Genomic DNA, 23,942 nt, shown 5'->3' on the forward strand with positions numbered 1-23,942 from the left:
TCAACACCCGCCAGAGCTTTTTCGTGCGTGGGGTTTCAGAGGCGCACGGCCTCGGACACGAGGGTCGGATCGAGGGTCTGAGAAGGTTCGTCACCACCGGTGAGCGCCTTGGGTCGGGAACGTCGACGATCGATCTCCTCCTTGAGCAATCGCAGGGACGTGGAGCGGGGCAACGACTCGCCCTTGAGCGTCTCGAACAGGTCGCTGTGGGCGGCGACCTGCTCAGGGTTGGTGATGATCTGCCCGGAGCCACAGGGGGCGGGCACGTAGACGATCTGGTGGTGGGGGCTGAAGGAGAGCAGCCGGAACGCGGAGGAACGGCAGGGGTGCAGGTCGGTCTGCTCGGGGATCACGTGCACGGCGATGTGCTCTCGTCCCGCGGCTTCGACCACCAGCGAGAGCTGGTCGGCCATGGTTCGGGAATCTCCGACGGTCTCGCGCACCGCCGACGCGTTGACGACCAGACACAGGTGCGGCGGCCCCGAACCCATGAGGGTGAGCGGAACGCGTTCGGCCCGGTGGAGTTCGGTGCGATCGTTCGACAGGGGCTGGGCGCCGAGGGTGAGGGCGCGGGCGTAGGCGGGTGTCCTGAAGGGCGAGGGGAAGGCTCCGGGGTCGAAGAAGCGGATCTGGTGAGCGTGGTGTTGGAACCGGGAGATGTCCGCGTCCTCGTCCAAGAGGGACTGGATGCGAGCTCGTGCCCACGCGTCCACCAGAACACCCTGGGCGCCGATCCGTGAGTCCAGATAGCGGGCCAGGTGTCCGGGAGGGTCGTACTCTCCGGACTCGATCGCCGCGAGCGTGGTCGGCTCACACACCTCTCGCAGCGTGAGGTCGTCGGGGTCGACGTCGGCCTGGGTCCGCACCTGACGCACCCGCGCCCCGAACCTCTCCCAGTGCGAGCCGGGATCGGCGGCCCCTCCACCGCCGCCGGCCGTTCGTGCAGTCCGCTCACCAGCCATGTGGTCACTCCTCACGAAATCTCTGAATGTCCCGCAGTCCGCGCATGGTGCGGTCGTGGAGCCCTTCCGCTGTGCCGAAGGCTCCATCGCAATCCCTATAGTGAGGCACACACTATGAAAATCCAAGTGTTGGAAAATAACTGGGTTGGTATATCTGAAATGCGAAGTTTGCAGCCCACGAGATACTGGAGGCAGTGCCCACAACATGAGCGAGGAGACAGCCGTGGCCCAGGGTTCGCCCGTCCGGCGTCGTCATCTGGTCAGCCAACTCAAGCGCCTGCGCTCGGAGGCCCGGCTGTCCCAGGGAGAAGTCTCGAAACGCATGGGCTGGGAGTCCGGCAAGATCATCCGGATCGAGACGGGCAAGTTCATCCGCCTGAACTCCGCCGATGTCTCCGAACTCTGCCGCCTGTACGGGTCGACCGATGAGCTCCGCGAGGACCTGGTCGAGATCGCCAAGGCCTCACGCACCCAGAAGCCCTGGTGGTTCCAGTACAAGGACGTCGGCATCGGCGCCTTCTACGGGTTGGAACACGAGGCCGCCAAGATCCAGGAGTACACAGTCGGCCTGGTTCCCGGACTGCTCCAGCACCCGGACTACATCGAGGCCATGATGGCTCGGGGATACGTGCCCGACACCGAGGAACGTACGCGCCGCGTGGAAGCACGGATCCAGCGGCACTCGAACGTCTTGGAACGCGAGAACCCACCGAGGATCTGGATGATCCTCGACGAGTCCTGCCTGCGCTGCGTCATCGGTGGCCCCGAGGTCATGGCGGCTCAGCTCGACCATCTGATCGGCCTGGCGAACCGGCCCTTCATCGACCTCCAGATCCTCCCCTCAGCGGCGGGAATGTCCCGTAACTACGGGTTCTCCCTACTGACCTTCGACGAGAGCGACCGCGCCCTGTTCGTGGACGTGCCGCCGAACGGGTTGTTCTTCGAGGACCGGGAAGACTTGCTGGAGCACGAGATAGCGTTTGACCAACTACAGGCTTCCGCGCTCTCCACCGCGGAGACGCGAACCCTCCTCAAGACGCTGATCAACGAGTACAAAAGGTCGTCATGACTCCGAGCGCGATCACCATCGAAACCTTCGTTCCCGCTTCCCCCTGGCACAAGGCGAGCTACACCAATGACCGTGGCGCGTGCGTCGAGGTCTCCGAAGGACCGATCACCGGGGTCCGCGACACCAAACACCGCGAGCTCGGAGCCCTCTTCTTCAACGCCAGCGAGTGGCAGGCCTTCCTCGGCGCAACCCGTCCCTGACCTCACCTGCCGCGACCGGCCACACAGCCCATAGCGGTGAATGAAGAGCCCTCGGTGTGTACACGCCGAGGGCTCCCTGCTGTGCGCGGGTCTCTCCGAACAGGCTTTCGTGGCCCACCGGGGGATTCAATGCGTGATCACGCATCGGGGGTGGGTCCTCTGGGCGGTCCGGTGGGCATCCCGGCCCCACCGGACTTCGCGTGTCCGTCCGCACGGCTTCGACCCGAGGGCCCACCCCGCCGCGGGCCGGCGGGTGGCCGGAGCGGCATGGGGACACCCCGCTCCGGCCACGGGCGACCACTCGGCTCTGGAGGAACCGGGGTCGCCGGCCAAGGTCGTACACGGGTCAGGAGGGCCCCGGTACGACCGTTTCGGCACCGCCCCGGAGGGGGTGGGGGGATGCCGACCTCCTCATTCCTATCGGATCCGGACCCTCCGTGAGGGGGAAACCGGGATTCCGCGAACACGGAAACCCGCCGGCCACGGCGGTTCTCAGGCGATGGCCGCCCGGAAGGCCCGATCGTGGTCGTCGACGGGGGCGTCGTCGAGGTCCTGGACGAACACCGCCACGGCCCGTCCGCCGTCCCGGTCGAGCCGCTCGGCCAACTCCGTCCAGTGGCGGTGGTTGGGGTGGTCCATGTCGGTGCAGGCGGCCGCCGGGGACAGGAGGGCCACCGCCTTCGCCATCGTCTCGGCGTCCAGCGTGTAGGTGGCGGTGCCCGCCACGTGGCCGCAGGCACGCGCCAGGGCGATGCTCGACAGCAGACGTTCGTTGACGTTGGTCAGGGTGAAGACGGTCTCGCCGTCACGGAGCTCCCCGATCGCGAAGGCGACCGGTCGCCGCCAACCGGTGTGCGCCTCCTCCATCCGGTTCAGTCCGGCGACGACCTCTTCCCTGGTCCTCCACTGCTCCGTGCTTCCTCCTTCTCTCAAAGGTCCAGCTCGCCGGTGGCGACGGTGACCGCGTGTCCGCCGATGAGGACGCGTTCACCGGTCAGCCGGAGTTCCAGGTCGCCCCCACGCTTGGACGCCTGGTGCGCCCGGAACGCGGTGCGGTCGAGCCGCTCGGCCCAGTAGGGGGCCAGGACGGTGTGCGCGGCCCCGGTGACCGGGTCCTCGGGGACCCCCATCTTCGGCGCGAAGAACCGCGAGACGAAGTCGTACTCTCCGGAGCCCCGCGCGGTGACGATGACGCCGCGCGAGGGCAGCGCCTCGATCAGGCCGAGGTTCGGGGTGAGGGAGCGGACGGTGTCCTCGTCGGCGAGCTCGACCAGGAGGTCGTTGTTGCCGCCGATCCCGGTCCACACCGGGGTCGCTCCCAGGGCCTCGGCCAGACCCTCGGGGGCCTCGACCTCCGCGGCCGGGCGGGCCGGGAAGTCCATCCACAGCCGTCCGTCGCGGCGTTCGACCGTGAGGATCCCGCTGCGCGTGCTGAAGCGGTACGGCCCCTCGACCTCCAGCTGCGTGAGGGCGTGCGCGGTGGCCAGGGTGGCGTGTCCGCACAGGTCGATCTCGGCGACCGGGGTGAACCAGCGCAGTTCGTAGTCGGCCTCGTCGGAGTCGATCCGGCGGGCGAAGGCGGTCTCGGAGAGGTTGAACTCCGCCGCGACGCCCTGGGCCCAGACGTCGGGGTACTCGTCCGACAGGACCAGGACGGCGGCCGGGTTGCCGGCCAACGGGCGTTCGGTGAAGGCGTCGACGACGCGGTATTCGGGCATGGGTTCATTCTGCCGAGCCGGCCGGGGAGCACACCGCGCCGGCCCGGGTGAGGAACCCCATCCCACCGGCGGCTATCTCAGGGGCGGCTCGTCCAGGATGAACATGGTGCGGGTGCTCTTGACCTCGGGCAGTCGTTGGAGCCGCTCGAGGACGAAGGTGCGCAGGGCCGCGGCGTCGGTGACACGGACCAGGAGGAGCAGGTCGACGTCGCCGGAGACCAGGGCGGCGTGGTCGACCTCGGGGATGTCGCTCAGGTACTCGCGGAACCTCTCCCACGAATGCTGTTCGATGCTCACCGAGACGTACGCGGACAGCGCGGTGCCGTACTTCTCCGGGTCGATGACCGCGGTGAAGCCTCGGATGACCCCGTCGCCGCGGAGGCGTTCGAGGCGGGAGTAGGCGTTGGCGCGGGAGATGTGCGCGCGTTCGGCGACGGCGCGGATCGACATGCGGCCGTCGTCGCGAAGGAGGGCGATGATCCGGCGGTCGGTGTCGTCCAGCTTCTCGGCCATGTGTCTTACCTCATACCGTCCCGGTGGTGGACGGATCGGATGTTCTGCGAGGGGGCGGGTCCTACCGAGCAGTTCGTCCAGCATCGGCGTGGAGCCATCGACAATATGGGGTGATTCACCTCATATTCAAGACATGAAGCACATCGATGGGCGAACACCGTCGGGCCCCACCCCGGGATCGACGCGCTCGTCGGGGCGGAACGGTCATGGCCGCGGACGTCGTTCGTCCACCGTCCCGGGCGGGTCGTGCCCGTCGAACTCCACCGTGTCGGGGCCGTGGAGGGTCCCGGACCACGCGGGCGGCAACGGCGCCGCCGGAAGTCACGCGGGTCCGGACGTCCTCCCATCGGCCCTCGACGCGGGAGCGGGCGGGCGGTCCTCACCGCCCCGCCCGTGGTGCGGGTGGGCCGTCGAGGTCAACGGCGACCGGCGGCCCGCCCACGAGCCCCCTCTCAGGACACGGCGCCCATAGGTCTGAGGGAGAGGTCGTCTCCAAGGACACGGGCCACCTCGGCGGCCCGGGAGTGGTCGTCGAGCCGCCGCGTCAGGTAGGCGCAGGAGTGGCCATGGCGGGTGGACCACCACACCGCGGAGCCGCCGATCCCGCCCTTGGCGATCTTGCCCGGGTCACGGAGGAATCCCAGGGTCCAGGTGAGTTCGGTACCGAAGACGTCGTCGTGCCCGGTCGCCCGCGGCGCGAGGTACTCCTCGTGGAGTTCGGCGCCCAGCAGCGCGCGGACGGGCCCCTCCGGGTCGGTGATCCGGGCCAGGAACCCGGAGAGCGCCGAGGCGGTGGCGTGCAGGCCGATCCCACCGAAGACCGCCCGGCGCCAGGTGGCGGAGTTGGAGCGGTCCGGGTCCAGGGTCCCTCGCGGAGTGGAGAGCCAGGCCGCGGCGGGCAGGTCCCGCGCCCACTCGGGGTGGGCGTACTCCAGGTCGGCGACACGGTCCAGTTCGCTCTCGGGGACGCCGAACCAGGCGTCCAGGTCGAGGGCGGGCCGTACCCGTTCGCCGAAGATCTCACCGAGGGTGGATCCGGTGGCGCCGCGCAGGATCCCGTCGATGAGGTGCCCGTGGGTGAGGGCCTGCTCCCCCATACGGGTGCCGGGGGCGTACTCGGGTTCGGCCTCGGCCAGAGACGCGATGAGTCCGCGCTCGTCGAGGGGGTCGAGGGTCGCCGCCGATTCCGGGAAACGGGGCAGACCGGAGCGGTGCGTGAGCACGTCTCGGAGAGTGGTCGCCCCCTTGCCGTGCCGCTCGTAGCCCTTCCAGTGGCGGGAGATCGGCGTGTCGAGGTCGAGGGCCCCGTCGCGTACCGCGACCAGGGCCGCCAGGGCGGCGAACGGTTTGGACACCGAGTAGGTCTGGACGAGGGTGTCGTCACGCCAGGGACGTCGCCGCCCCATGTCGGCCCATCCGGCGCGGAGCCGGACGACCTCGCGTCCTCCTCGCCGGACCGAGAGTCCGGCGCCGGTCTCCCGCCCGTCGTCGACGAACCCCTGGAGCACCTCCCTCAGGCCCTCGTAGCCGGCCTCGGTCTCTCCTCGTACGCGCATCGGCCCGTCCTCTCCGTCCTGGCGTGTGAACGAGAAATACCCTATAGGGGTATATGAGGCAAAGGTCGGGCACGCCGAAGGGCCGCGGTCGTCCGACCGCGGCCCTTCGTCTTTCCACTCCGGCCCACCCGTGACGGGGAGCCCTGGCCCCTCCCGGGGGAGGGGAACCTGGCCGTTCGGGCTCTCCTTCACGGAGGCCCCGAGTGGTCCAGGGGTGGTCCTGATCTACTTGTCGCCGCCGTTACGCAGACGGTTGATCATCTCGGAGACGTTGTTGCCGCCCTCGCGCACGAGGTCGAGCAGCGAGGAGACACCGTGACGACCGGAGCTCTCGGCCATCAGGCCCTTGCCGCTGTCGTCGTCGGCCCCGGCGTGGACACCGGCGGGACGCCGGCTCCAGGCGAAGACCAGAGCGATGATGACGGCCGGGATGATGGCCAGGGCCAGCAGGGCCGAGGCGGAGGGAGCACCCTCGGCGCCCATCAGACCGGTGCCGGACAGGTCGTTCGTGGCGGTCTCGGCGGTGACGCCGGTGCCGCTCTGACCCTCGTCCTCACCCGCGACGGGGGCGCCGTCCTGGTCCTGCTCGTCCTGAGCCTGCTGCTCGTCGGAGCCGTCCTTGGAGGTCTCCTCCTTGGACTCCTCCTTCTTGGACTCCTCGTCCTTCTTGGACTCCTTCTTGGAGTCGTCCTTCTTCTCGGACTTCTCGTCCTCGCCCTTGTACTCGGCGGGGATCGGGGAGACCGCGTCCTCGCACTTGTTCTCGGGCTGCTGGAAGGGGTGCGGGGCACCCTCTTCACCGGCGCCGTCGCCCCACTTGGTGATGTAGTACTCGACCTCGGCGTGGCCGTTGCCACCCGTGACGACGTAGTTGGTGCTGTCCCAGGACTCGCCCATCATGTCGGCGAAGGTCTTGCCGTCGATGTCGAGAAGGACGTCGCAGTTCTCGGAGGGGACACCGGGACCGCGGTCGCCGATGAAGAAGTCGTACTGCTCACCCTCATAGACGATGAAGCCCTCGGTACCCAGCGGCCAGCTGGGGCTGGAGAACAGCCCCTTCTGCATGGGCTCGCCACCTGCGGGCATGCCCGTGTCACCGTTGATTCCGGAAGCGTCGTCCCAGAAGTAGGTAGCGGTGACTTCGCCGTGCTGGATCGGAGTGTCGTTGCTCATGTGGTATCAGCCAGGTTGACGACAGGGCCGAGGAGACCGGGACATGACGTGTCGAGGCGCACCGGCGCACAGGACTGCGCTCGGGGTCGACATCGAGTCATGAGGTGTTCCGCGTCGCCTGTGGCGGACCGCGGGCGGGAACGGGGGGCCGGATCGGCTCCGCCGGACAGCTGGCGCGTGGATTCGCGCGGCTCGTCCCCGAGCGAGAGAAGAGGTCTCACTTCCCCTTCCGGCCTCGGCCGGTCAAGGGCTCGGCACCGGCTCATTAAAGATCCATAACGAACCGGTCACGAAGGACACTAACCCACGCCTTGGCAAAGTGCCGAAGGATCGCGGGTAAAATGACACACCGTGTCTTGACCGCCACTTTCGGGAAGCGGCCGGACACACCCCGAAAAACGCGAAAACCCCTGGCACGCAGGGGTTTTCGACGTGAAAGGGCGACCGAAGAGGGCCTCAGGCGTGGCGCGCGTCATAAACCAGAACATGCCCCTCGAAGGCGAACAATGCCTGATCAACAGGGGTGCGTTCCCCGATACGTCACGAAAGCGGGGCGCTTCGGACATCGAACCGGGGGACACGCGCGCGGCAAAGGCCACGCCAACGTGGTATTGCTCCGGGTCAGCCAGGGGAGCGCGAAGCCCTCCGAACGCAAAGAACCCCCCGGTAGGTTGCCCCACCGGAGGGTCGAATGTCGGTCAGGTCACCTGTGACCTGCGATTGAAGCGTTCGGCCCGCCACTCCCCCGACTCCACGACCTCCACCAGCGCGGTCGCCGCGTCGAAGACGTCCACGTAGCGCAGGTAGAGCGGCGTGAAACCGAAGCGCATGACGTCGGGGGCCCGGAAGTCGCCGATCACCCCGCGCTCGATCAACGCCTGCACGATCGGATATCCGGCGCCCTCCTCCGGCTGGAGCAGGGCCACCTGGCTTCCGCGCCGTTCGTGCTCGGCGGGGGTGATGGAGGACAGCCCCACCGATGCCGCGCGGGCCAGGAACAGGTCGGTCATGGCCAGGCTCTTGGCGCGGACCCGGTCCATGTCGGCCTTGGCCCACACGTCCAGACCCGCCTCCAGGGCCGCGTCCGCCACCAGGGGCTGGGAGCCGCTCAGGAAGCGGGACACCCCGGGCGAGGGCTCGTAGTCGGGGGTGAAGTCGAACGGACGGGCGTGTCCGTGCCACCCGCTGAGCGGCTGGTCGGCGACGGCGTGGTGACGGCGGGCCGCGTACAGGAACGACGGGGCGCCGGGGCCTCCGTTGAGGTACTTGTAGGTGCACCCCACCGCGAAGTCCACTTCGAGGCCCGACAGGTCGATGGGGACCGCCCCCACGCTGTGGCACAGGTCCCAGATCACCAGGGCGCCGTGCTCGTGGGCCAGGCGGGTGATGCCCGCCATGTCGCGGAGCACGCCGCTGCGGTAGTCGACGTGGCTGAGCAGGAGGGCGGCCGCGTCTCCGCGTCCCAGCTCCTCGGCCAGACCGGGGCCGTCCGGGTCGACCCGGCGCTGCTCGGCGCCCAGCAGGGAGACCGCGCCCTCGGTGACGTAGAGGTCGGTGGGGAAGTTCCCCGCCTCCCCGAGCACGACCGAACGTCCGGACAGACGGACGGCGGCCACCAGGGCCTTGAACAGGTTGGCGGAGGTGCCGTCGCCGACGATCACCTCGTCCGGGTCCGCCCCCACCAGGGGCGCGACCTTGGCGCCCAGGGTGCGCGGCTTGTCCCACCAGCCGGCGTCGTTCCAACTGCGGATGAGGTCCCGGCCCCATTCGCGTTCGATCATGTCGGCGACCCGACCGGGCGTGGAGCGCGGCAACGCCCCCAGGGAGTTCCCGTCCAGGTAGATCACCCCCTCGGGGAGGACGAACTCCTCGCGAAGGGGGGCGAGGGGGTCGGCCGCGTCCAGCTCGACGCACTCCTCGCGGGTGGTGGGTGTCATCGGGTCCTGCTTCCTACACGGGGCTCGGGGCCGGGGTGGGTTCGGGTGATGCCGCTCAGACCGTACTGCGCAGGGACCACAGCTCGGGGAAGACGTCCTGCTCGGCGTTGCGGGCCAGCCACGCGAGGCCGTTGGAGCCGCCGCTGCCCGGCTTGGCGCCCATGGTGCGCTTGACCGCCATCAGGTGCGTGTGGCGCCATCGGGTCACCCGTTCGGCGACGTCCATCAGGGTCTCGGCCAGCAGGAGCAGTTCGTTGCCCGGACGGTCGTCGGCGTAGACCTCCGCCCAGGCGCGCTCCACCCCTTCGGAGGGCTCGTAGGCCAGGGTCCAGTCCCGCTCCACCGCCTCGGCGGGTACGGGAAGGCCTCGCCGGTCCAGCAGACGCAGTGCGGCGTCGTAGAGTCCGGGACGTTCCAGCAGCCCGGTCAGTTCTGCGGCCACGTCGCCCATCGCCTTGTGCGGGCGGATCATCGCGGCGGACTTGTTGCCGAGGAGGAACTCCAACCTGCGGTAGCCGTAGGACTGGAACCCGGAGGCCTCGCCGAAGGAGTCGCGGAACCGGTTGAAGCCGGTGGGCGTCATGTCGGAGAGCAGGCCCCAGGAGGCGTTGAGGACGTCCTGGGCGTTGCAGGAGCTGCGCAGTCGGGCGATCGCCCCGGGGACGTCGTCGGCCTCCATCGCGTCGCGCGCGGCCTCCCAGTGCCCCTGGACCAGGGAGAAGAGCAGCTCCATCACCTGTGTGGTGATGATGAAGGTGGACTCGAAGGGCTCGTCGGTACGGGTCCGCTGAAGGTCGAGCAGCGTGTCGACGCCGATGTAGTCGGCGTAGGGGGTCTTGCGTTCGAAGGCCAGGGTCGGCCGGCCCTGGTTCTCCTCGGCCTTGTGGGCCCTGGCCGCCGCGGCGTCCTCGGCACCGCTCTCCGCGGGTGCGTAGGGACACTGCCCGGCGGTGGTGGTGGAGAGCATGGTCACTACCCCTCGTGTACTGCGTGACTTCGTCGATCGCACGTATCACGTCGCCCTCGAAGGATCCCCTCTCACGGACGCCGTGAACGTGAATCCACATAATCGAATATATTCCCGACACAAGGAAGGGCCATCGGCCCACGAGGGACCCCCGTGGCTTTACATTCATAACGAGAACGAGACGTCGACCTTGGGAACGTGAACCATGACCTCACGACCGCCGATCCCCCTGGACGGCGTCGACCGGCGGATCCTCGGAGAGCTCCAACGGGACGGGCGTCTGTCCTTCAACGAGCTCTCCCGCAGGGTCAACCTCTCGGCCCCCGCCGTGGCCGACCGGGTACGCCGCCTCACCGACCGCGGGGTGATCACCGGCTATCACGCGCACGTCGACCCGGCCGCCGCCGGCCTGCCGGTGACCGCCCTGGTCCGCATGGAGTGCTTTGGGGCGCACTGTCTGTTGCGCGAGCGCTCCTCCCTGGAACTGCCCGAGATCCTGCAGGTCCACCGGGTCACCGGTGACGCCTGCTGCGTCCTGCTCATCGCGGTCCGCTCCATGGAGCACTTCGAGGAGGTCATCGACCGGTTGGCGGAGCACGGTCGCCCCTCCAGCACCATGATCCTGTCCACCCCGGTGCCCTGGCGCCCGGTGACCGCGACGGAGGCCTGATGGGCGTCCTGGTCGACACCCCGGTCTGGCCCGGCCCCGGCGGACGCCTGTTCGCCCACCTGGTCAGCGACGACTCCTTCGAGGAGCTGCACGCCTTCGCCCGCCGGCTCGGCGTACCCGAACGGGCCTTCGAACGCGACCACTACGACATCCCCGAGGAACTGCACTCCAAGGCCGTGGCGCTGGGGGCCGAACACGTCGACGGACGCGAACTGGTCACCCGTCTACGCGCCGCCGGTCTGCGCAGGCCCAAACACCCCGGCCGGTCCAGGTCACCAGAGGCCTCCCGTTCTCCCTCCGGAGAGCCGGTCCACCTCGGCGGAGATGTTGGTCCTGGCCCGGGACTCCCACCGTTCCCGTCCGAATTCGGTGTTGAAGAGGCGCGGCCGCTCCAGCAGTGAGCGCAGGACGGCCAGCCGCCCACAGCGGAACTCCCTCTCCGGGATCTCCCGGTACTCGGCCCGGATCGCGGTGACGTAGGCCAGATACTCGTCCCGTGCGCTCCCCAGCACCGCCAGGTCCGCGTCGCACACGACGCCTCCGTCGCGGTCCCCCTCCTCGGGCCGGTGGTCCTTGGTGAGCAGAACCAGGCGCACCACCTCGGAGATCATGGCGGGCCCCACCCCCAGTGGGTCGAGCAGGCGTTCGGCCAGCCACGCGCTCTGTTCCTCGTCCTCCCCGGGGTGTCCCTCGTAGACGGCGTCGTGGAACCAGAGCGCGTAACGCACCGCGTCGACGTCGGACGCCTCCTCCTGGAGGATGTCCACGGCGCGCAGGGTGTCCCACAGGTGGGAGAGCGTGTGATAGCGACGATGCGGTTCGCTCCAACGGTCGAGGAGCTCCCGGCCCACCACCCTGGCCTCGAAGCCCCCGCCCGCCAGACGGGCCCAGGCCGCCGAGAGGAGGATCGCGTCCTCCTCGTGCCGAGGGTGGAAACGGTTCGGTCGCTCTTCGAAGCTCACCATGAGGCCGGTATTCCCCCTCCCGTCCTCGGTGAACTCCGAGGACGGGGACCGTTCCACCCCGAGGGCGACCTGACCGATAGGCCTATCATGGGATGGTTTGTGGCCGAGGGCGAGAGACACAGGACGAGGTCGGATGTCACCAGTGCAGACCCTGCGGCGGATGAACCGGATCGCCGGTTGGCCGTTGCTCCTCGCCACCTTCCTGGCCCGACTGCCCATCTCGATGACCCTGATCGGGCTCCTCACCCTCGTCACCGTCACGACCGGCAGCGTGGCCGCGGCCGGCCTGGTCTCGGGTGCGTTCGCGCTCGGTGAGGCGGTGGGCGGGCCGATCATCGCCCGTTTCGCCGACCGTCACGGTCAACGCCTCCCCGTCCTGGTGACCGCTCTCGTCGACGCCGCGCTGATCGCCCTGCTCGTGGCCGCCGTGGCCGTGGACGCCCCGCTCCCCCTCCTGATCGTCCTGGCCGTGGTCGGTGGCCTGTGCATGCCCCAGGTCGGCCCGATGGCCCGGACCCGCTGGGTGGTACTGATCCGTCGAGGGCCCGAACGCGGTGTGGAGCGCGAGCGTTCGGTCTCGGCCGCCATGTCCATCGAGGGGGTCCTCGACGAGGCCTCCTTCGTGCTGGGCCCGGCCCTGGTCGGCGTCCTCACCCTCACCCTCTCCCCGACCGCGAGCGTGCTCGGGGCCGCGGTGCTGCTCGGGGTCTTCGGCTCCGTGTTCGCCCTGCACCCCACCGCCCCCGCCGGAAGCGTCCCCGAACGCGGCTCCGAGGGGCGGATCGCCCGCCCCGCGCTGTTGATCCTGACCGTGCCCATGTTCTGTCAGGGCCTGTTCTTCGGCGGGATGTCGACCGGGGTGACCGCCTTCGCCGACAACGCCGGACACGGCGACCTGTCGGGGTTGATGTACGCGGTGATGGGGTCCAGCAGCGCCGTGGCCGGTCTCATGATGGCCTCGTTGCCCGTGGGCTTCACCCTGACCGCGCGGGTCAGGGTGGCGGCCGGCGGGCTGGCGCTGCTCACCCTCCCCCTCTACCTTGATCACGGCCCCGTCGGTCTCGCGGTGACGATCTTCGTGTTGGGCATCGCGATCGGTCCGCACATCGTGAGCCTGTTCGGTCTGATCGAACGGGCCGCTCCGCCCAGCCGACTCTCGCAGTCCATGGCCATCGTGCTGAGCTGCCTGATCCTGGGGCAGGCGTTGGGCTCCATGATCGCCGGTTCCCTCGCCGATCTCCACGGCCATCAGGGGGCGTTCGGTCTGGCCACCGTGGGCGGGGCGATCTCCCTGGTCGTGACGGTCCTGGTGATGCGCGGCCGCTGGTACGAGCGCGTTCCGAAGGCACCGGAGGTCCCCGTGACGAAGGACACCGGGGTCTCGGCCGGATGAGGCGTTAACGACCCGTTAAGGAAGAGCGCGAGAACGGTCGGGCTGGTCTAGCCTCGGGAGCCGTGCTTGAGATGTTCAAGGCGCTGGCACCGGGTGCCCGCCTCCGCTCCGATTCCGCCGTCCCGCCGCTGGCCGGCATGGGACGCGTGACCCTCTCCGTACGCGATCACGAGGTGAGCGCCCGCTTCTACCGTTTCGTGCTCGGGTTCCGTCCCGAACGGCGGGAGTACCGGCACGGCGTTCTGCGCACCGGCTTCAGCCATCCCTGTGGCGTGCTCATCGACCTGGTCCAGTACCCCGACAACTTCAAGGGGCGGTTCGACCACCGCCGTTGCGGGCTGGACCGGCTCACCCTGGCCGTGGACAACCTGGGCCAGTTGGAGGCCTGGGAGGACCGCTTCACCCGGCTGGACGTGGAGCACGAGCCGGTATCGCACGGCGAGGAGGGCTCCACCCTCGTCTTCCGTGACCCCGACGGCACCGCGTTGGCCCTGTTCGCCCCGGCCGACCCCGACACGGGAGAGGACTGATCCTCTCCTTCGGTCCCCGGACGACGGGCCGGGGACCCGCTCCCTTCCTCAGTCGCCGTCGACGATCTTGAGACGCACGTCGCGCTCGGCCAGCTCGTCCAAGGCGGAACGGGGAAGACGGTCGTCGGTGACGATCAGGTCGAACTCCTCCAGCCGTGCCACCCGGAAGGTCCCGAACTTGCCGTACTTGGTGCTGTCCACCACCAGGACGCTCTTGGAGGCGATGCGCAGCAGCTCCTGCTTGGCGATCACCTTGGCCTCCGACGGGGTCGTGGAACCGCGTTCGGCGTCCCAGGAGCTGCTCGCGATGAAGGCCAGGTCGACGTTGACCTGACGCAGGAAGTCGGCGGTGAACTGACCCACCGAGGAGTGGTCCGAGTGCGAGACCACGCCACCGGTGTGGATCAGTTCGATCCCCGGGTACTCCATCAGGTGTCCGACGACGTTGAAGTCGCTGGTGATGACGGTCAGCCCGACCTTGTCGGTCAGCAGCGGCACCATCTGTAGCGTGGTCGTCCCCGCGTCCAGGTAGATGGTGAAGTTCTCCCGGACCAGCTCGGCGGCGGCGCGGGCGATGGCCCTCTTGGCCGGCACCTCCAGCTGGGCCTTGGCCAGGTAGGAGGGCTCGCTCTTCAACCTGGCGGCCAGCCGTACCCCTCCGGTCACCGACAGGACCTTGCCGTCGTTCTCCAGGGCCTGGATGTCACGGCGCACCGTCATGTGGGACACGGACAGCATCGACGTGAGCTCGTTGATACTCAGCACATGGCGCTCCTGGAGAAGCTTGAGGATGTGCTCGCGTCGCTGATCCGGAATCATGGTTCGCCTCACGCTCGGGGGCCTGTCTGGGGGCGCCGTGCGATCACAGCACCCGATAACAAAGTTTCCCAGTTCGCAGCGGTCGAGACGATTCCCACGCGACGTGAGACCGCTCGCAATCGAGGCGTGTCCCACGGCCGTCGTGACGTCCCCACCGCCGTCAGGGTAGGCCTTGGTGGGCGTTTTTCCTGTTTGCACCACGTGCGGCGCCGATCTTTGCCACCCTGGATCGCATGACGTTGTCCATCGCACTACGCGGAGACACCGCGCGCTTCCCGGGTAACACGCTCCCGGCACTGCGGTCGGCCCTACGTGCCGGGGTCGACCTGATCAAGATCGACGTCCACCTGACCTCGGACGGTTATCCCGTCCTGGTGGACGAACGTGTCGTGGCCCTCCCGGGTTCCGAACCCCGACGGATCGGTGATCTGACCCTGGCCGAACTGGCCGGCGCACGTGAGAACGTCGAACGTCGTGTGCCGACCCTGATGGAGGTCCTGGCCGAGTTCCTCGGTCGGGAGACCACCCCCCTGATGGTCGACGCCGCCTCGCCCGAGGCCGCCCTGGCCGCCGACACGGTCCTGCGCGAACACGGCTTCGTCGATCAGGCGTTGTTCACCGGCCCGGTGGAGGCGCTCCAGGCCTTGCGCGCGCGCCGTCCGGCCACCCCGATGATGCTCTCCTGGGACCAACCCGGGCCTCCCCCCGAGGATCTGGCCCGTTCTCTACGGCCGACTTTTCTGGGAAAGCATTACACGCTGCTGGACCGGGAAACGGTCGGGGAAATGCATCGTTTCGGATATCGTGTCGTCGCCTGGACCGTGAATGAATTCCCGGAGATGGCCCGTCTCATCGGAATGGGCGTCGACGCCATAGCCACCGAACGCGTCGACGATCTGGTGTCGTTGACCTCCGGACGCGCCCAGGGCCCCTCCTCTCATGGAGACCCGGTCTCGGGCCCGGTACCCCAGGTGGCTCCAGGGGTCGCAGGGCCAGACTGACGCACCGCAGGGCCCGTGTGACGGTGGCGGGACGGGGAGGCAAGGGCCCTCGACCCGGCCCTGGAAAGGACACATGAAGCGGTTCATGTGGAACACCGACGTCACCCACCCCGTGCTCTCGGCATTCTTCATCGATCTCCGTCGTTCCACGCTTTTTTCGAAGCCTTGTCGATATCCTTGACGTCCCTCACTTCAACGGCGCACAACGACCGATGAGACGACAATCAATGACGGCCGACCTCTCCCCTCACTCGCTTCGCACGACGGCCCCCGTCCTGGACTGCGCGGCACGCCTGTTCGCCGAGCACGGCTCCCGAGGCCTGCCCATGTCCGCCCTGACCCACCGGATCGCCGCCGAGACCTCCACCGACGGGGCGGCGCTCCGCCGTGCCTTCCCCACCCGCTTCGATCTGACCTACGCGATCGTCCTGCGCGCCACCAGAGAGCGCGTCAACGACCAACTGACCACCGACGTCCCCGACTCTCCCGCGACCCGACGCATGGCCGACCTGGTCCGCAGGCACGTCGCCAGCGGGTGGAGGCATCGGGACGCCGTCGCCCTCGGCCGGGAACTGCTCCCCACCCTGCGCGCCATCCACCCCGTACAACATCGGGAGATCAGCGGTCTGCACCGACTCTTCCGCGATCACGTCCGCGAGATCGTCCTCGCCGGGATCCGCGAGGGCCGATTCGAGATCACCGACCCGGGGAGGGCCGCCGACAAGGTCCTGGAGACCTTCGACTCGCTGCTCCACTGGTACGACCCCGAGGCCGGGCTGAGCATCGCCGACCTCGGAGACGTCTACGTCGACCTGGTCATCCACCATCAACTCGGCCATCCCCGGTGAACACCCGCCCGCGACGCTCCGGTTCAGGAACCGAGCAGTTCGTACAGGTCCACCGACTCGGCGATCGCCCGCAGCCCCGCGTCCCCGGGGTGCAGGTGGTCGCCCGAGTCGTACTCGGGGCGTAGCCGGGTGGGCCGTTCCGGGTCGCGCAGGACCGCGTCGAAGTCCCACACCCCGGTGAACGGGGACTCCGGATCCAGCCGCTGCTCGCGCAGGTGGGCGTTGATCCGTTGCCGTTGTCGTTCCAGTCCCGGGGTACAGCGGCTACCCCCCTCACAGGGCCCCAGGGTGGCCACGAAGATCCGCACGTCGTGATCGCGCGCCATCCGCGCCAACCGGTTCAGGCCGGCGATCACCTCCTCGGCGGAGGCGCCCCAGCGCAGATCGTTGATACCGGCGAAGACGACGACGCTCTCCACGCCGTTCTGGGAGAACACGTCCCGTTGGGCCCGGTGCAACAGGCTCACCCCGTTGGCGTAGGTCGACACCCCCTCGCCCGGATAGCCGTCCGTGGTCACCCGGTTTCCGGCCACTCCCAGGTTCAGCACACCGGGGTCGGGCAGATCGGATCTCTGTCGCAACCGGTCGCTCAACACGTCCGGCCAACGGGCGTAGGCGTCCCGGGTCGAACGGACCCCGTCGGTGATGGAGTCCCCGAAGGTCACCACGGCGCCCGGGCCGTCCATCACCTCGATCCCGGTGAGGAAGGGCCACTGCTCCACCGTTCCGGTGAAGGGCTCCTCCTCGCGCTCCAGGGTGCGATCGCCGCTGCCGGGGGCGGTGGTGAAGTTGGTGTCCACCGAGGCGTAGTGGATCGGCGCCGCGGTGACGCGGTCCGGGAGGTGGATGCTGACCAGGAGTTCGGTGCTCGGCGGCAGTAGGAAGTCGATCGGATCACTGACCAGACGTCCTCCCGCGGGGATGACGGCGCCCCTGGCACCGGAGAAGGTGAGCGGGATCGCCGCGCCCCGTGTGCGGGCACCGGTGTCGCGCAGGGCCAGCGAGACCGCGCCGATGGTCACCGGGCGGGAGGCGAAGGTGTTGTCCAGACGTACCCGGACCTTGTGCCCGCCGGTGGTCGAGCGCACCGCCAGGCGCAACGTCTGGTCCTGCCAGGGGCCCACCTCGGTGTATCCGGAGGTGGCGCGCGCCCAGGTCCCGGTCCATTCCCGATCCGCCTGGCGTCCCCCCACCGAGAACACGTGCAGGTTCGCGTCGGGGTCGGTGACCTCGGGCAGGACCACGTGGTCGACCTCGCGCCCGGGTTCCAAGGGCACCGAGCGCGCGTACAGGCGCACCGAACCGATCACGTCCAGACCGAAGCCGGTGGCCGAGTTGGCGTAGGGCAGGGTCAGGGCGGCGTCGCCGGCGGGTCCGGCCGCCCAATCCGGGACGACCAGCTCGAACTTGTGCTCGCCGCCGTCGGAGTAGACGACGCTGCCCACGCTCCGCACGTCGGCGCCGGTCCCGTCGGTGCGGGTACCGGTGGCGAGAAAGGTCAGGGACCGCAGGCGGGTGGGTTCGCCCAAGGTGAGGGACTGGCCGTCGGAGAGCACGTGATCGGGACGGCCCTCGCCGTAGACGGGAAGGCGCATGGAGGTGTCCAGGATGTCGACCTCACCGCCCGGCGACCAGCCGGCCGCGGCCAGGGTGCGGGCGGACAGACTGTTGCCCGCGCCGTCGAGGTCGCCTTCGTCCGAGGCCCCGTCCTGGGAGATCCCGGTCCGGTTCAAGAGGTCGTACAGGGGGAGGGCGACGGCGTCCTCCCCCGGTGTGGGGCGCACCAGCACGTCGGGATGGCTCATGGGGTTGAGCACGGTCAGCAGCAGGACACCCGTGACGACCATGGCCACGATCCGCGCGAACCGTCGCCGGGAGGGGCGTGGCTCACCCTCGCCCCCTCGTATCGTTCTCCCCCCGTCCACCACGTGCCTTCCCCCGACGCTCCGAGCCCATCGAACCCTCCGATGGTCCCGACCGGCCGACGGTTGTTGAGACTTGAGGCACCGTGGCCCCGGACCGGCGGCCAGTGTAGAGGAGACGGTGGACCGGGGACGGCCCTCCGAACGCCCCGTGGAGGGTGGTCTCGGTCCCATCCGTTTTCGCCCTGAGGCCGATTCGCGCGCGACCGGGGCCCGAGAATAACAAAAGGGAAAACTATTCGGACAAACGTCGCGAAAAACGGTAATCGACCACACAACACCTGAGGCGAGAATGGCGAAGCCGGGGGAACGCACGGCCCGACGGCGGCGATGCGCAGTGCGACAAGGGATTCCGAGGCGATGGTGAGGGGTAGGCCGGGCAGGACTCGAACCCGCGACCCAGGGATTATGAGTCCCCTGCTCTAACCAACTGAGCTACCGGCCCTCCGCCGTCAGCAAACGCCATCCTAACAGGGTGTGTCCGACGTTTCCTCGCCGAGAATCCGTTGTACGACGGGAACCGACGGGCCCGAACCCGACATGCGCGCCCTTTGACCGCACCTGGGTCGCGAGGGTCGTCCCCGGTCGGTCTAGGGTGTGAAGGTGCGGCGTGCTCGGTCGTACCCCCTGGCCCGGCACCGAAGCCGCCTCGAACCCGTTGGTAACATCGCGGGTCGCACACCGTCGTCAGGAGAGTTCACGTCATGTCCAAAGCACCCGTCAACGTCACCGTCACCGGCGCCGCCGGCCAGATCGGCTACGCCCTGCTGTTCCGGATCGCGTCCGGCCAGCTCCTCGGCGCCGACACCCCGGTGAAGCTGCGCCTGCTGGAGATCCCGCAGGCCGTCAAGGCCGCCGAGGGCACCGCGATGGAGCTCGACGACTGCGCCTTCCCGCTGCTTCAGGGCATCGACATCTTCGACGACGCGGGCAAGGCCTTCGAGGGCGCCAACGTCGGCCTGCTGGTCGGCGCCCGTCCGCGCGGCAAGGGCATGGAGCGCGGCGACCTGCTCCAGGCCAACGGCGGCATCTTCAAGCCCCAGGGCGAGGCGATCAACGCCGGCGCCGCCGACGACATCCGTGTCCTGGTGGTCGGCAACCCGGCCAACACCAACGCCCTCATCGCGCAGAGCCACGCCCCGGACGTCCCGGCCGAGCGCTTCACCGCGATGACCCGTCTGGACCACAACCGCGCGCTGACCCAGCTCGCCAAGAAGCTCGACGTGTCGATCAACGACATCAAGAAGCTGACGATCTGGGGCAACCACTCCGCCACCCAGTACCCGGACCTGTTCAACGCCGAGGTCGACGGCGCCAACGCCGCCAAGGCCGTGGGCGACCAGGCCTGGCTGGAGAACGACTTCATCCCGACCGTCGCCAAGCGCGGCGCCGCGATCATCGAGGCCCGCGGGGCCTCCTCGGCCGCCTCCGCCGCCAACGCCGCCATCGACCACGTCCACGACTGGGTCAACGGCACCCCGGAGGGCGACTGGACCTCGGCCGCCATCCCCTCCGACGGCTCCTACGGCGTGCCCGAGGGCCTCATCTCCTCCTTCCCCGTCGTGTCGAAGAACGGCGAGTGGGAAATCGTCCAGGGCCTGGAGATCGACGAGTTCTCCCGTGCTCGTATCGACGCTTCGGTGCAGGAGCTCGTCGAGGAGCGCGACACCGTCAAGCAGCTCGGCCTGGTCTGAGTCTCCTTCCGTTCGGGTGTCCGAGCGGGATCGACGCGGGCACGCTCCCTCCGGGGGCGTGCCCGTTCGTCGTCTCGGCCCCGAAGGCCCCGGGAAGGGTTCGAACGCACGGGTGCGTCCCGAAAGGGGTCGGAGAGCGGGCAGTATAGAGAGCGTGAGTCTCATCGATGCGCTTCCCACGGAACCAGAACCCGACTCCCTCTTCGAGGCGTTCGCTTTGTGGGTCGAGGAGCGGGGTCTCACCCTCTACCCGCACCAGGAAGAGGCCCTCATCGAGGTCGTCTCCGGGTCGAACGTCATCCTCAACACGCCCACCGGCTCCGGTAAGAGCCTGGTCGCCACGGGCGCCCTGTTCGCCGCCCTGTCCCGTGACGAGTGCGCCTTCTACACCGCGCCCATCAAGGCCCTGGTCTCGGAGAAGTTCTTCGATCTCTGCAAGATCTTCGGGACCGAGAACGTCGGCATGATGACCGGCGACGCCTCGGTCAACGCCGACGCCCCCATCGTGTGCTGCACGGCCGAGGTCCTCGCCCAGATCGCCTTGGCCGAGGGCAAGGACGCCGACATCAACACCGTCGTCATGGACGAGTTCCACTTCTACGCCGAGCCCGACCGGGGCTGGGCGTGGCAGGTGCCGTTGTTGGAGATGCCCCAGGCTCAGTTCCTACTGATGTCGGCCACCCTGGGCGACGTCAGCCGCTTCGAGGAGGACCTGGAGAAGCGCACCGGACGGTCGACCGCGGTGGTCGCCTCCGCCGAGCGCCCCGTCCCCCTCTACTACGACTACAGGGTCACCCCGCTGCACGAGACCCTGGAGGAACTCCTCGGTTCCGGGAACGCGCCCGTGTACATCGTGCACTTCACCCAGGCCCAGGCCGTGGAGCGCGCTCAGTCGTTGACCAGCATCAACATGTGCACCAAGGAGGAGAAGGCGAGGATCGCCGAGGAGATCGGCGACTTCCGCTTCACCACCAGGTTCGGGCGCAACCTGTCCCGGTACGTGCGGCACGGCATCGGCGTCCACCACGCGGGCATGCTCCCCAAGTACCGGCGTCTGGTCGAACGTCTGGCCCAGGCCGGTCTGCTCAAGGTCATCTGCGGCACCGACACCCTGGGCGTGGGCGTGAACGTGCCGATCCGGACCGTGCTGTTCACCGCGCTGAGCAAGTACGACGGGGTCCGGGTGCGCCGCCTGCGCGCACGCGAGTTCCACCAGATCGCGGGGCGGGCCGGTCGCGCCGGCTTCGACACCGTCGGCAACGTGGTCGCCCAGGCCCCCGAACACGTCATCGAGAACGAGAAGGCGCTGGCCAAGGCCGGTGACGACACCAAGAAGCGCCGCAAGGTGGTCCGCAAGAAGGCGCCGGACGGTTTCGTGTCGTGGGACGAGGCGACCTTCCGCAAGCTCATCGACGCCGAGCCCGAGCCGCTGAACTCGCGGTTCCGGGTGAGCAACGCCATGCTGCTCAGTGTGATCGCCCGGCCGGGGAACTGCTTCACCGCGATGAAGCACCTGTTGACCGAGAACCACGACGACCGCAAGACCCAGCGCCGCCACATCCACGAGGCGATCGCCATCTACCGGTCCCTGCTGGACGGCGGGATCGTGGAGACCCTCGCCGAGCCCGACGAGCAGGGCCGTACCGCCCGGCTGACCGTGGACCTCCAGGCCGACTTCGCTCTCAACCAGCCGCTGTCCACCTTCGCGCTGGCGGCGCTGGACCTGTTGGACGTGGAGTCGCCCACCTATCCGCTGGACGTGCTCAGCGTGGTGGAGTCCACTCTGGACGACCCGCGTCAGATCCTCGGCGCCCAGCTCAACAAGGCCCGCGGCGAGGCCGTCCAGCAGATGAAGCTGGACGGTATCGAGTACGAGGAGCGTATGGAGCGGTTGGAGGAGGTCGACTACCCCAAGCCGTTGGAGGAGCTCCTCGACCACGCCTACGAGGTCTACCGGCGCGGCCACCCCTGGGTCGGCGACCATCCGCTCCGGCCCAAGACGATCGCCCGCGACATGTACGAGCGGGCGATGACCTTCACCGAATACGTGGGCCACTACGAGCTCGCCCGGTCCGAGGGCCTGGTGCTGCGTTACCTGGCCGGCGCCTACAAGGCGCTCAACCAGACGGTGCCCGACGACTCCAAGACCGAGGAACTGCGCGACCTCATCGAGTGGCTGGGCGAACTGGTCCGCCAGGTCGACTCCAGCCTGCTCGACGAGTGGGAGCGGCTGACCAACCCCGAGGACGAGACCGAGGAGGGCCACGAGCCCGAGGAGCGGGTCCGCCCGGTCACCGCGAACGCCCGCGCCTTCCGAGTCCTGGTGCGCAACGAGATGTTCCGCCGCGTGGAGCTGGCCTCCCGCCGTCGCTACGGCGACCTGGGCAAACTCTCCGAGGACGACGAGTGGACCGGCGAGGACTGGGCCGAGGCCGTCGAGGAGTACTACGCCGAACACGACGAGATCGGGACCGGCCCTGACGCCCGGGGGCCGAAGATGCTCCTCATCGAGGAGGAGTCCGACGTGTGGCGGGTCCGACAGGTCCTCGCCGACCCCGCGGGCGATCACGACTGGGGGATCGCCGCCGAGGTCGACCTGGCCGCCTCGGACGCCGAGGGCCGCGCGGTGGTCCGCGTCATCGACGTCGATCGTCTGTAGCCCCGTGCCCTCCTCGAAGCACCCCGAGGAGGGCCTCAGGCGAGCAGGTGCGCGTTGACCTCGCGTACGCCCTCGGCGAGCTCGGGGCGCTCCACCACGGACCGTCCGGCCGCCGTGAGGCGTTCCGCCCCGTCGCAGTCGACGAACAGGGCCGGCTCGCGCCAGGCCATGACCACACGCGGGATCGGGGTGCCCAGGATCAGCGCGGTGCACGAGCGAGGCCGTGAGGCCCGGGCGCTGCACGGCTCCAGGGACGTGTAGATCGTCGCCGTCTCCAGCCGCGGGTCCCCGGGGTCGATCCCGCGCAGGGCCGCCTCCTCCGCGTGGTCGAGCGGGTCGTCACGGCGGGAGTAGCCCTCGCCGAGGATCAGACCATCGGCCGCGACGACGACCGAGCCCACCGAGAAGGCCGTGGTCGAGGGCGGGCAGGAGCGGGACAGCCCGATCGCCCGCTCCAGCCAGTGGGCGTCGGCCGCCCCCTCGGCCGGAATCGGCCCCCGCTCCCGGGCACTCGCGGCGGTCATCGCTCGTCCCCCAGGCGGTAGCGCAGGACCACGACGTCCCCCAGCGCACGGGTCTCGACCAGCCTCATGGGGTGGGACGGTCCGTGGGGGTAGACCCCGGGCACGACGAAGCGCGGAGCGTCCTCCTCTCCCACGAAGAAGGGGGCCACCGCCAACCGGAGCTCGTCGACCAACCCCGAGGTGAGGAAGAGGGTGTGGATGTGCCCTCCCCCCTCCACCAGGAGTCGGGACACCCCGCGTCCGGCCAGATCGGCCAGGACGGCCTCGGCCGTGGGAGGGTCGCCGGCGTCGACGACCTCGGCCGGCGCATGGGTGTCGGGAAGGTCGGCCAGGAGGCGGGCGGCGGTCTCGGCTCCCTCTCCCCCGCTGTAGACGACCGCGCCCGCGTCACCGGTGGAGAAGAGTCGGGCGTTCGGGTCGATCTCTCCGCTACGGGTGATCACGGCCTTGAGAAGGTGCTCGGTCCGCCCCTGTTCGCGCCGGCGTTCGCGCAGGACCGGCGAACGGACCAGGAGGCGCGGGTCGTCGGCGCGCAGGGTGCCCGCGCCGACCAGGATCGCGTCGCAGCCGGCCCGCAGCTCGTCGATCTCGGCGAAGTCGGCGGGGTTGGACAGGCGCAGGCGTTCGGGGCCGGTGTCGTCGATGCGGCCGTCGACCGACATGGCGCAGCTCAGAATGGTGTAGGGGCGATCCATGCCCCCAGGCTAGCCTCGAGGACAGGGGGCGACGGCCGGGCGCCCACTCCGCGCGTGTTCTCTTCGTCGATACGCGATTTCTCGAAGTCCATCGGCACCGGGAAACGAATGGAGAACACCGATCCTC

Annotated in this window: 22 protein-coding genes, 1 tRNA gene and 1 pseudogene; 10 read left to right on the forward strand and 14 right to left on the reverse strand. The window is 69.1% G+C overall.

The genetic code is table 11. From position 1 onward, the window contains the following. Positions 1-35 precede the first annotated feature (35 nt). On the reverse strand, positions 36-962 hold the full coding sequence (locus tag TR33_RS02190; protein WP_159068761.1) for a DUF5753 domain-containing protein: 927 nt from the start codon (positions 960-962) through the stop codon (positions 36-38). Positions 963-1,167: 205 nt separating this feature from the next. On the opposite strand from TR33_RS02190, the gene TR33_RS02195 reads away from it, so the two are divergent. Both TR33_RS02195 and TR33_RS02200 read left to right on the forward strand, forming a co-directional pair. Next, a complete protein-coding gene (locus TR33_RS02195) occupies positions 1,168-2,031 on the forward strand; it encodes a helix-turn-helix domain-containing protein (protein ID WP_084570175.1) in 864 nt (287 codons plus the stop codon). Then, positions 2,028-2,231, forward strand: coding sequence for a DUF397 domain-containing protein (locus TR33_RS02200; protein WP_042281069.1), 204 nt, complete (start codon positions 2,028-2,030; stop codon positions 2,229-2,231). Before TR33_RS02195 ends, TR33_RS02200 begins: the two co-directional genes overlap by 4 nt. Before the next feature lie 492 nt (positions 2,232-2,723). On the opposite strand, the gene TR33_RS02205 is transcribed toward TR33_RS02200, so the two are convergent. The 7 genes from TR33_RS02205 to TR33_RS02235 form a co-directional block, all read right to left on the reverse strand. Beyond that, a complete protein-coding gene (locus TR33_RS02205; protein WP_378628330.1) occupies positions 2,724-3,164 on the reverse strand; it encodes a hypothetical protein in 441 nt (146 codons plus the stop codon). Beyond that, positions 3,161-3,949 (reverse strand): PhzF family phenazine biosynthesis protein, encoded by a 789-nt coding sequence (locus TR33_RS02210; RefSeq protein WP_042281074.1) that lies wholly within the window; start codon positions 3,947-3,949, stop codon positions 3,161-3,163. Before TR33_RS02210 ends, TR33_RS02205 begins: the two co-directional genes overlap by 4 nt. A 72-nt stretch (positions 3,950-4,021) precedes the next feature. Next, positions 4,022-4,462: an Lrp/AsnC family transcriptional regulator gene (locus TR33_RS02215; RefSeq protein ID WP_014908665.1), complete on the reverse strand. Its 441-nt coding sequence runs from the start codon at positions 4,460-4,462 to the stop codon at positions 4,022-4,024. A gap of 452 nt (positions 4,463-4,914) precedes the next feature. Further along, positions 4,915-6,018: a serine hydrolase domain-containing protein gene (locus tag TR33_RS02220; protein WP_052358072.1), complete on the reverse strand. Its 1,104-nt coding sequence runs from the start codon at positions 6,016-6,018 to the stop codon at positions 4,915-4,917. 225 nt (positions 6,019-6,243) lie between these two features. Further along, positions 6,244-7,191, reverse strand: a complete 948-nt coding sequence (locus tag TR33_RS02225; protein WP_042281076.1) for a hypothetical protein — start codon at positions 7,189-7,191, stop codon at positions 6,244-6,246. Between the two features lie 698 nt (positions 7,192-7,889). Further along, complete coding sequence (gene kynU / locus TR33_RS02230) at positions 7,890-9,128, reverse strand: kynureninase (protein ID WP_042281078.1); 1,239 nt, start codon at positions 9,126-9,128, stop codon at positions 7,890-7,892. A 55-nt stretch (positions 9,129-9,183) separates the two neighbouring features. Beyond that, positions 9,184-10,095 carry a tryptophan 2,3-dioxygenase gene (locus TR33_RS02235; RefSeq protein WP_084570176.1) on the reverse strand — a complete coding sequence of 304 codons (912 nt, stop codon included), beginning with the start codon at positions 10,093-10,095 and terminating at the stop codon, positions 9,184-9,186. Positions 10,096-10,300: 205 nt separating this feature from the next. Here TR33_RS02235 and TR33_RS02240 point away from each other — a divergent pair, with 205 nt between their 5' ends. Continuing rightward, the gene (locus tag TR33_RS02240; protein WP_014912898.1) at positions 10,301-10,765 is read left to right on the forward strand and encodes an Lrp/AsnC family transcriptional regulator; all 465 of its coding nucleotides are present in this window, start codon (positions 10,301-10,303) and stop codon (positions 10,763-10,765) included. Then, a pseudogene (locus TR33_RS26835) lies at positions 10,765-11,019 on the forward strand (DUF4031 domain-containing protein); the annotation flags it as partial. The gene TR33_RS02240 and the pseudogene TR33_RS26835, both read left to right, overlap by 1 nt. Before the next feature lie 18 nt (positions 11,020-11,037). Here TR33_RS26835 and TR33_RS02245 read toward each other — a convergent pair. Then, positions 11,038-11,730, reverse strand: coding sequence for an HD domain-containing protein (locus tag TR33_RS02245; RefSeq protein WP_199806089.1), 693 nt, complete (start codon positions 11,728-11,730; stop codon positions 11,038-11,040). Between the two features lie 133 nt (positions 11,731-11,863). Between TR33_RS02245 and TR33_RS02250 the strand changes: the two genes are divergently transcribed. Together TR33_RS02250 and TR33_RS02255 are read left to right on the forward strand one after the other, a co-directional pair. Then, a complete protein-coding gene (locus TR33_RS02250) occupies positions 11,864-13,123 on the forward strand; it encodes an MFS transporter (RefSeq protein ID WP_042281080.1) in 1,260 nt (419 codons plus the stop codon). 71 nt (positions 13,124-13,194) lie between these two features. Next, positions 13,195-13,653 (forward strand): VOC family protein, encoded by a 459-nt coding sequence (locus TR33_RS02255; protein ID WP_014908590.1) that lies wholly within the window; start codon positions 13,195-13,197, stop codon positions 13,651-13,653. A gap of 48 nt (positions 13,654-13,701) precedes the next feature. Here TR33_RS02255 and TR33_RS02260 read toward each other — a convergent pair whose 3' ends face one another. Continuing rightward, on the reverse strand, positions 13,702-14,472 hold the full coding sequence (locus tag TR33_RS02260; protein WP_014911725.1) for a DeoR/GlpR family DNA-binding transcription regulator: 771 nt from the start codon (positions 14,470-14,472) through the stop codon (positions 13,702-13,704). 233 nt (positions 14,473-14,705) lie between these two features. Between TR33_RS02260 and TR33_RS02265 the strand changes: the two genes are divergently transcribed. Both TR33_RS02265 and TR33_RS02270 read left to right on the forward strand, forming a co-directional pair. Then, positions 14,706-15,473 carry a glycerophosphodiester phosphodiesterase gene (locus TR33_RS02265; protein ID WP_014913242.1) on the forward strand — a complete coding sequence of 256 codons (768 nt, stop codon included), beginning with the start codon at positions 14,706-14,708 and terminating at the stop codon, positions 15,471-15,473. A gap of 227 nt (positions 15,474-15,700) precedes the next feature. Then, entirely contained in the window at positions 15,701-16,321 is a 621-nt protein-coding gene (locus tag TR33_RS02270; protein ID WP_042281082.1) for a TetR-type transcription factor C-terminal domain-containing protein, read from the forward strand. 23 nt (positions 16,322-16,344) lie between these two features. Here the strand turns inward: TR33_RS02270 and TR33_RS02275 are convergent, their stop codons facing one another. Further along, positions 16,345-18,168: a GDSL-type esterase/lipase family protein gene (locus tag TR33_RS02275; RefSeq protein ID WP_159068762.1), complete on the reverse strand. Its 1,824-nt coding sequence runs from the start codon at positions 18,166-18,168 to the stop codon at positions 16,345-16,347. A gap of 446 nt (positions 18,169-18,614) precedes the next feature. Beyond that, positions 18,615-18,688 (reverse strand) — tRNA-Ile (locus TR33_RS02280). Between the two features lie 259 nt (positions 18,689-18,947). Here TR33_RS02280 and TR33_RS02285 point away from each other — a divergent pair. Further along, positions 18,948-19,937, forward strand: a complete 990-nt coding sequence (locus TR33_RS02285; protein WP_017534146.1) for a malate dehydrogenase — start codon at positions 18,948-18,950, stop codon at positions 19,935-19,937. Positions 19,938-20,091: 154 nt separating this feature from the next. Next, the gene (locus TR33_RS02290; protein WP_042281084.1) at positions 20,092-22,596 is read left to right on the forward strand and encodes a DEAD/DEAH box helicase; all 2,505 of its coding nucleotides are present in this window, start codon (positions 20,092-20,094) and stop codon (positions 22,594-22,596) included. A 35-nt stretch (positions 22,597-22,631) separates the two neighbouring features. Here the strand turns inward: TR33_RS02290 and TR33_RS02295 are convergent, their stop codons facing one another. Then, positions 22,632-23,120 (reverse strand): cytidine/deoxycytidylate deaminase family protein, encoded by a 489-nt coding sequence (locus TR33_RS02295; RefSeq protein ID WP_042281086.1) that lies wholly within the window; start codon positions 23,118-23,120, stop codon positions 22,632-22,634. Next, positions 23,117-23,815 carry a RibD family protein gene (locus TR33_RS02300; RefSeq protein ID WP_042281087.1) on the reverse strand — a complete coding sequence of 233 codons (699 nt, stop codon included), beginning with the start codon at positions 23,813-23,815 and terminating at the stop codon, positions 23,117-23,119. Before TR33_RS02300 ends, TR33_RS02295 begins: the two co-directional genes overlap by 4 nt. Positions 23,816-23,942 lie beyond the last annotated feature (127 nt).

The organism is Nocardiopsis alba (assembly GCF_000710955.1).
In the GTDB taxonomy this organism is placed as follows: Bacteria; Actinomycetota; Actinomycetes; order Streptosporangiales; family Streptosporangiaceae; genus Nocardiopsis; species Nocardiopsis alba.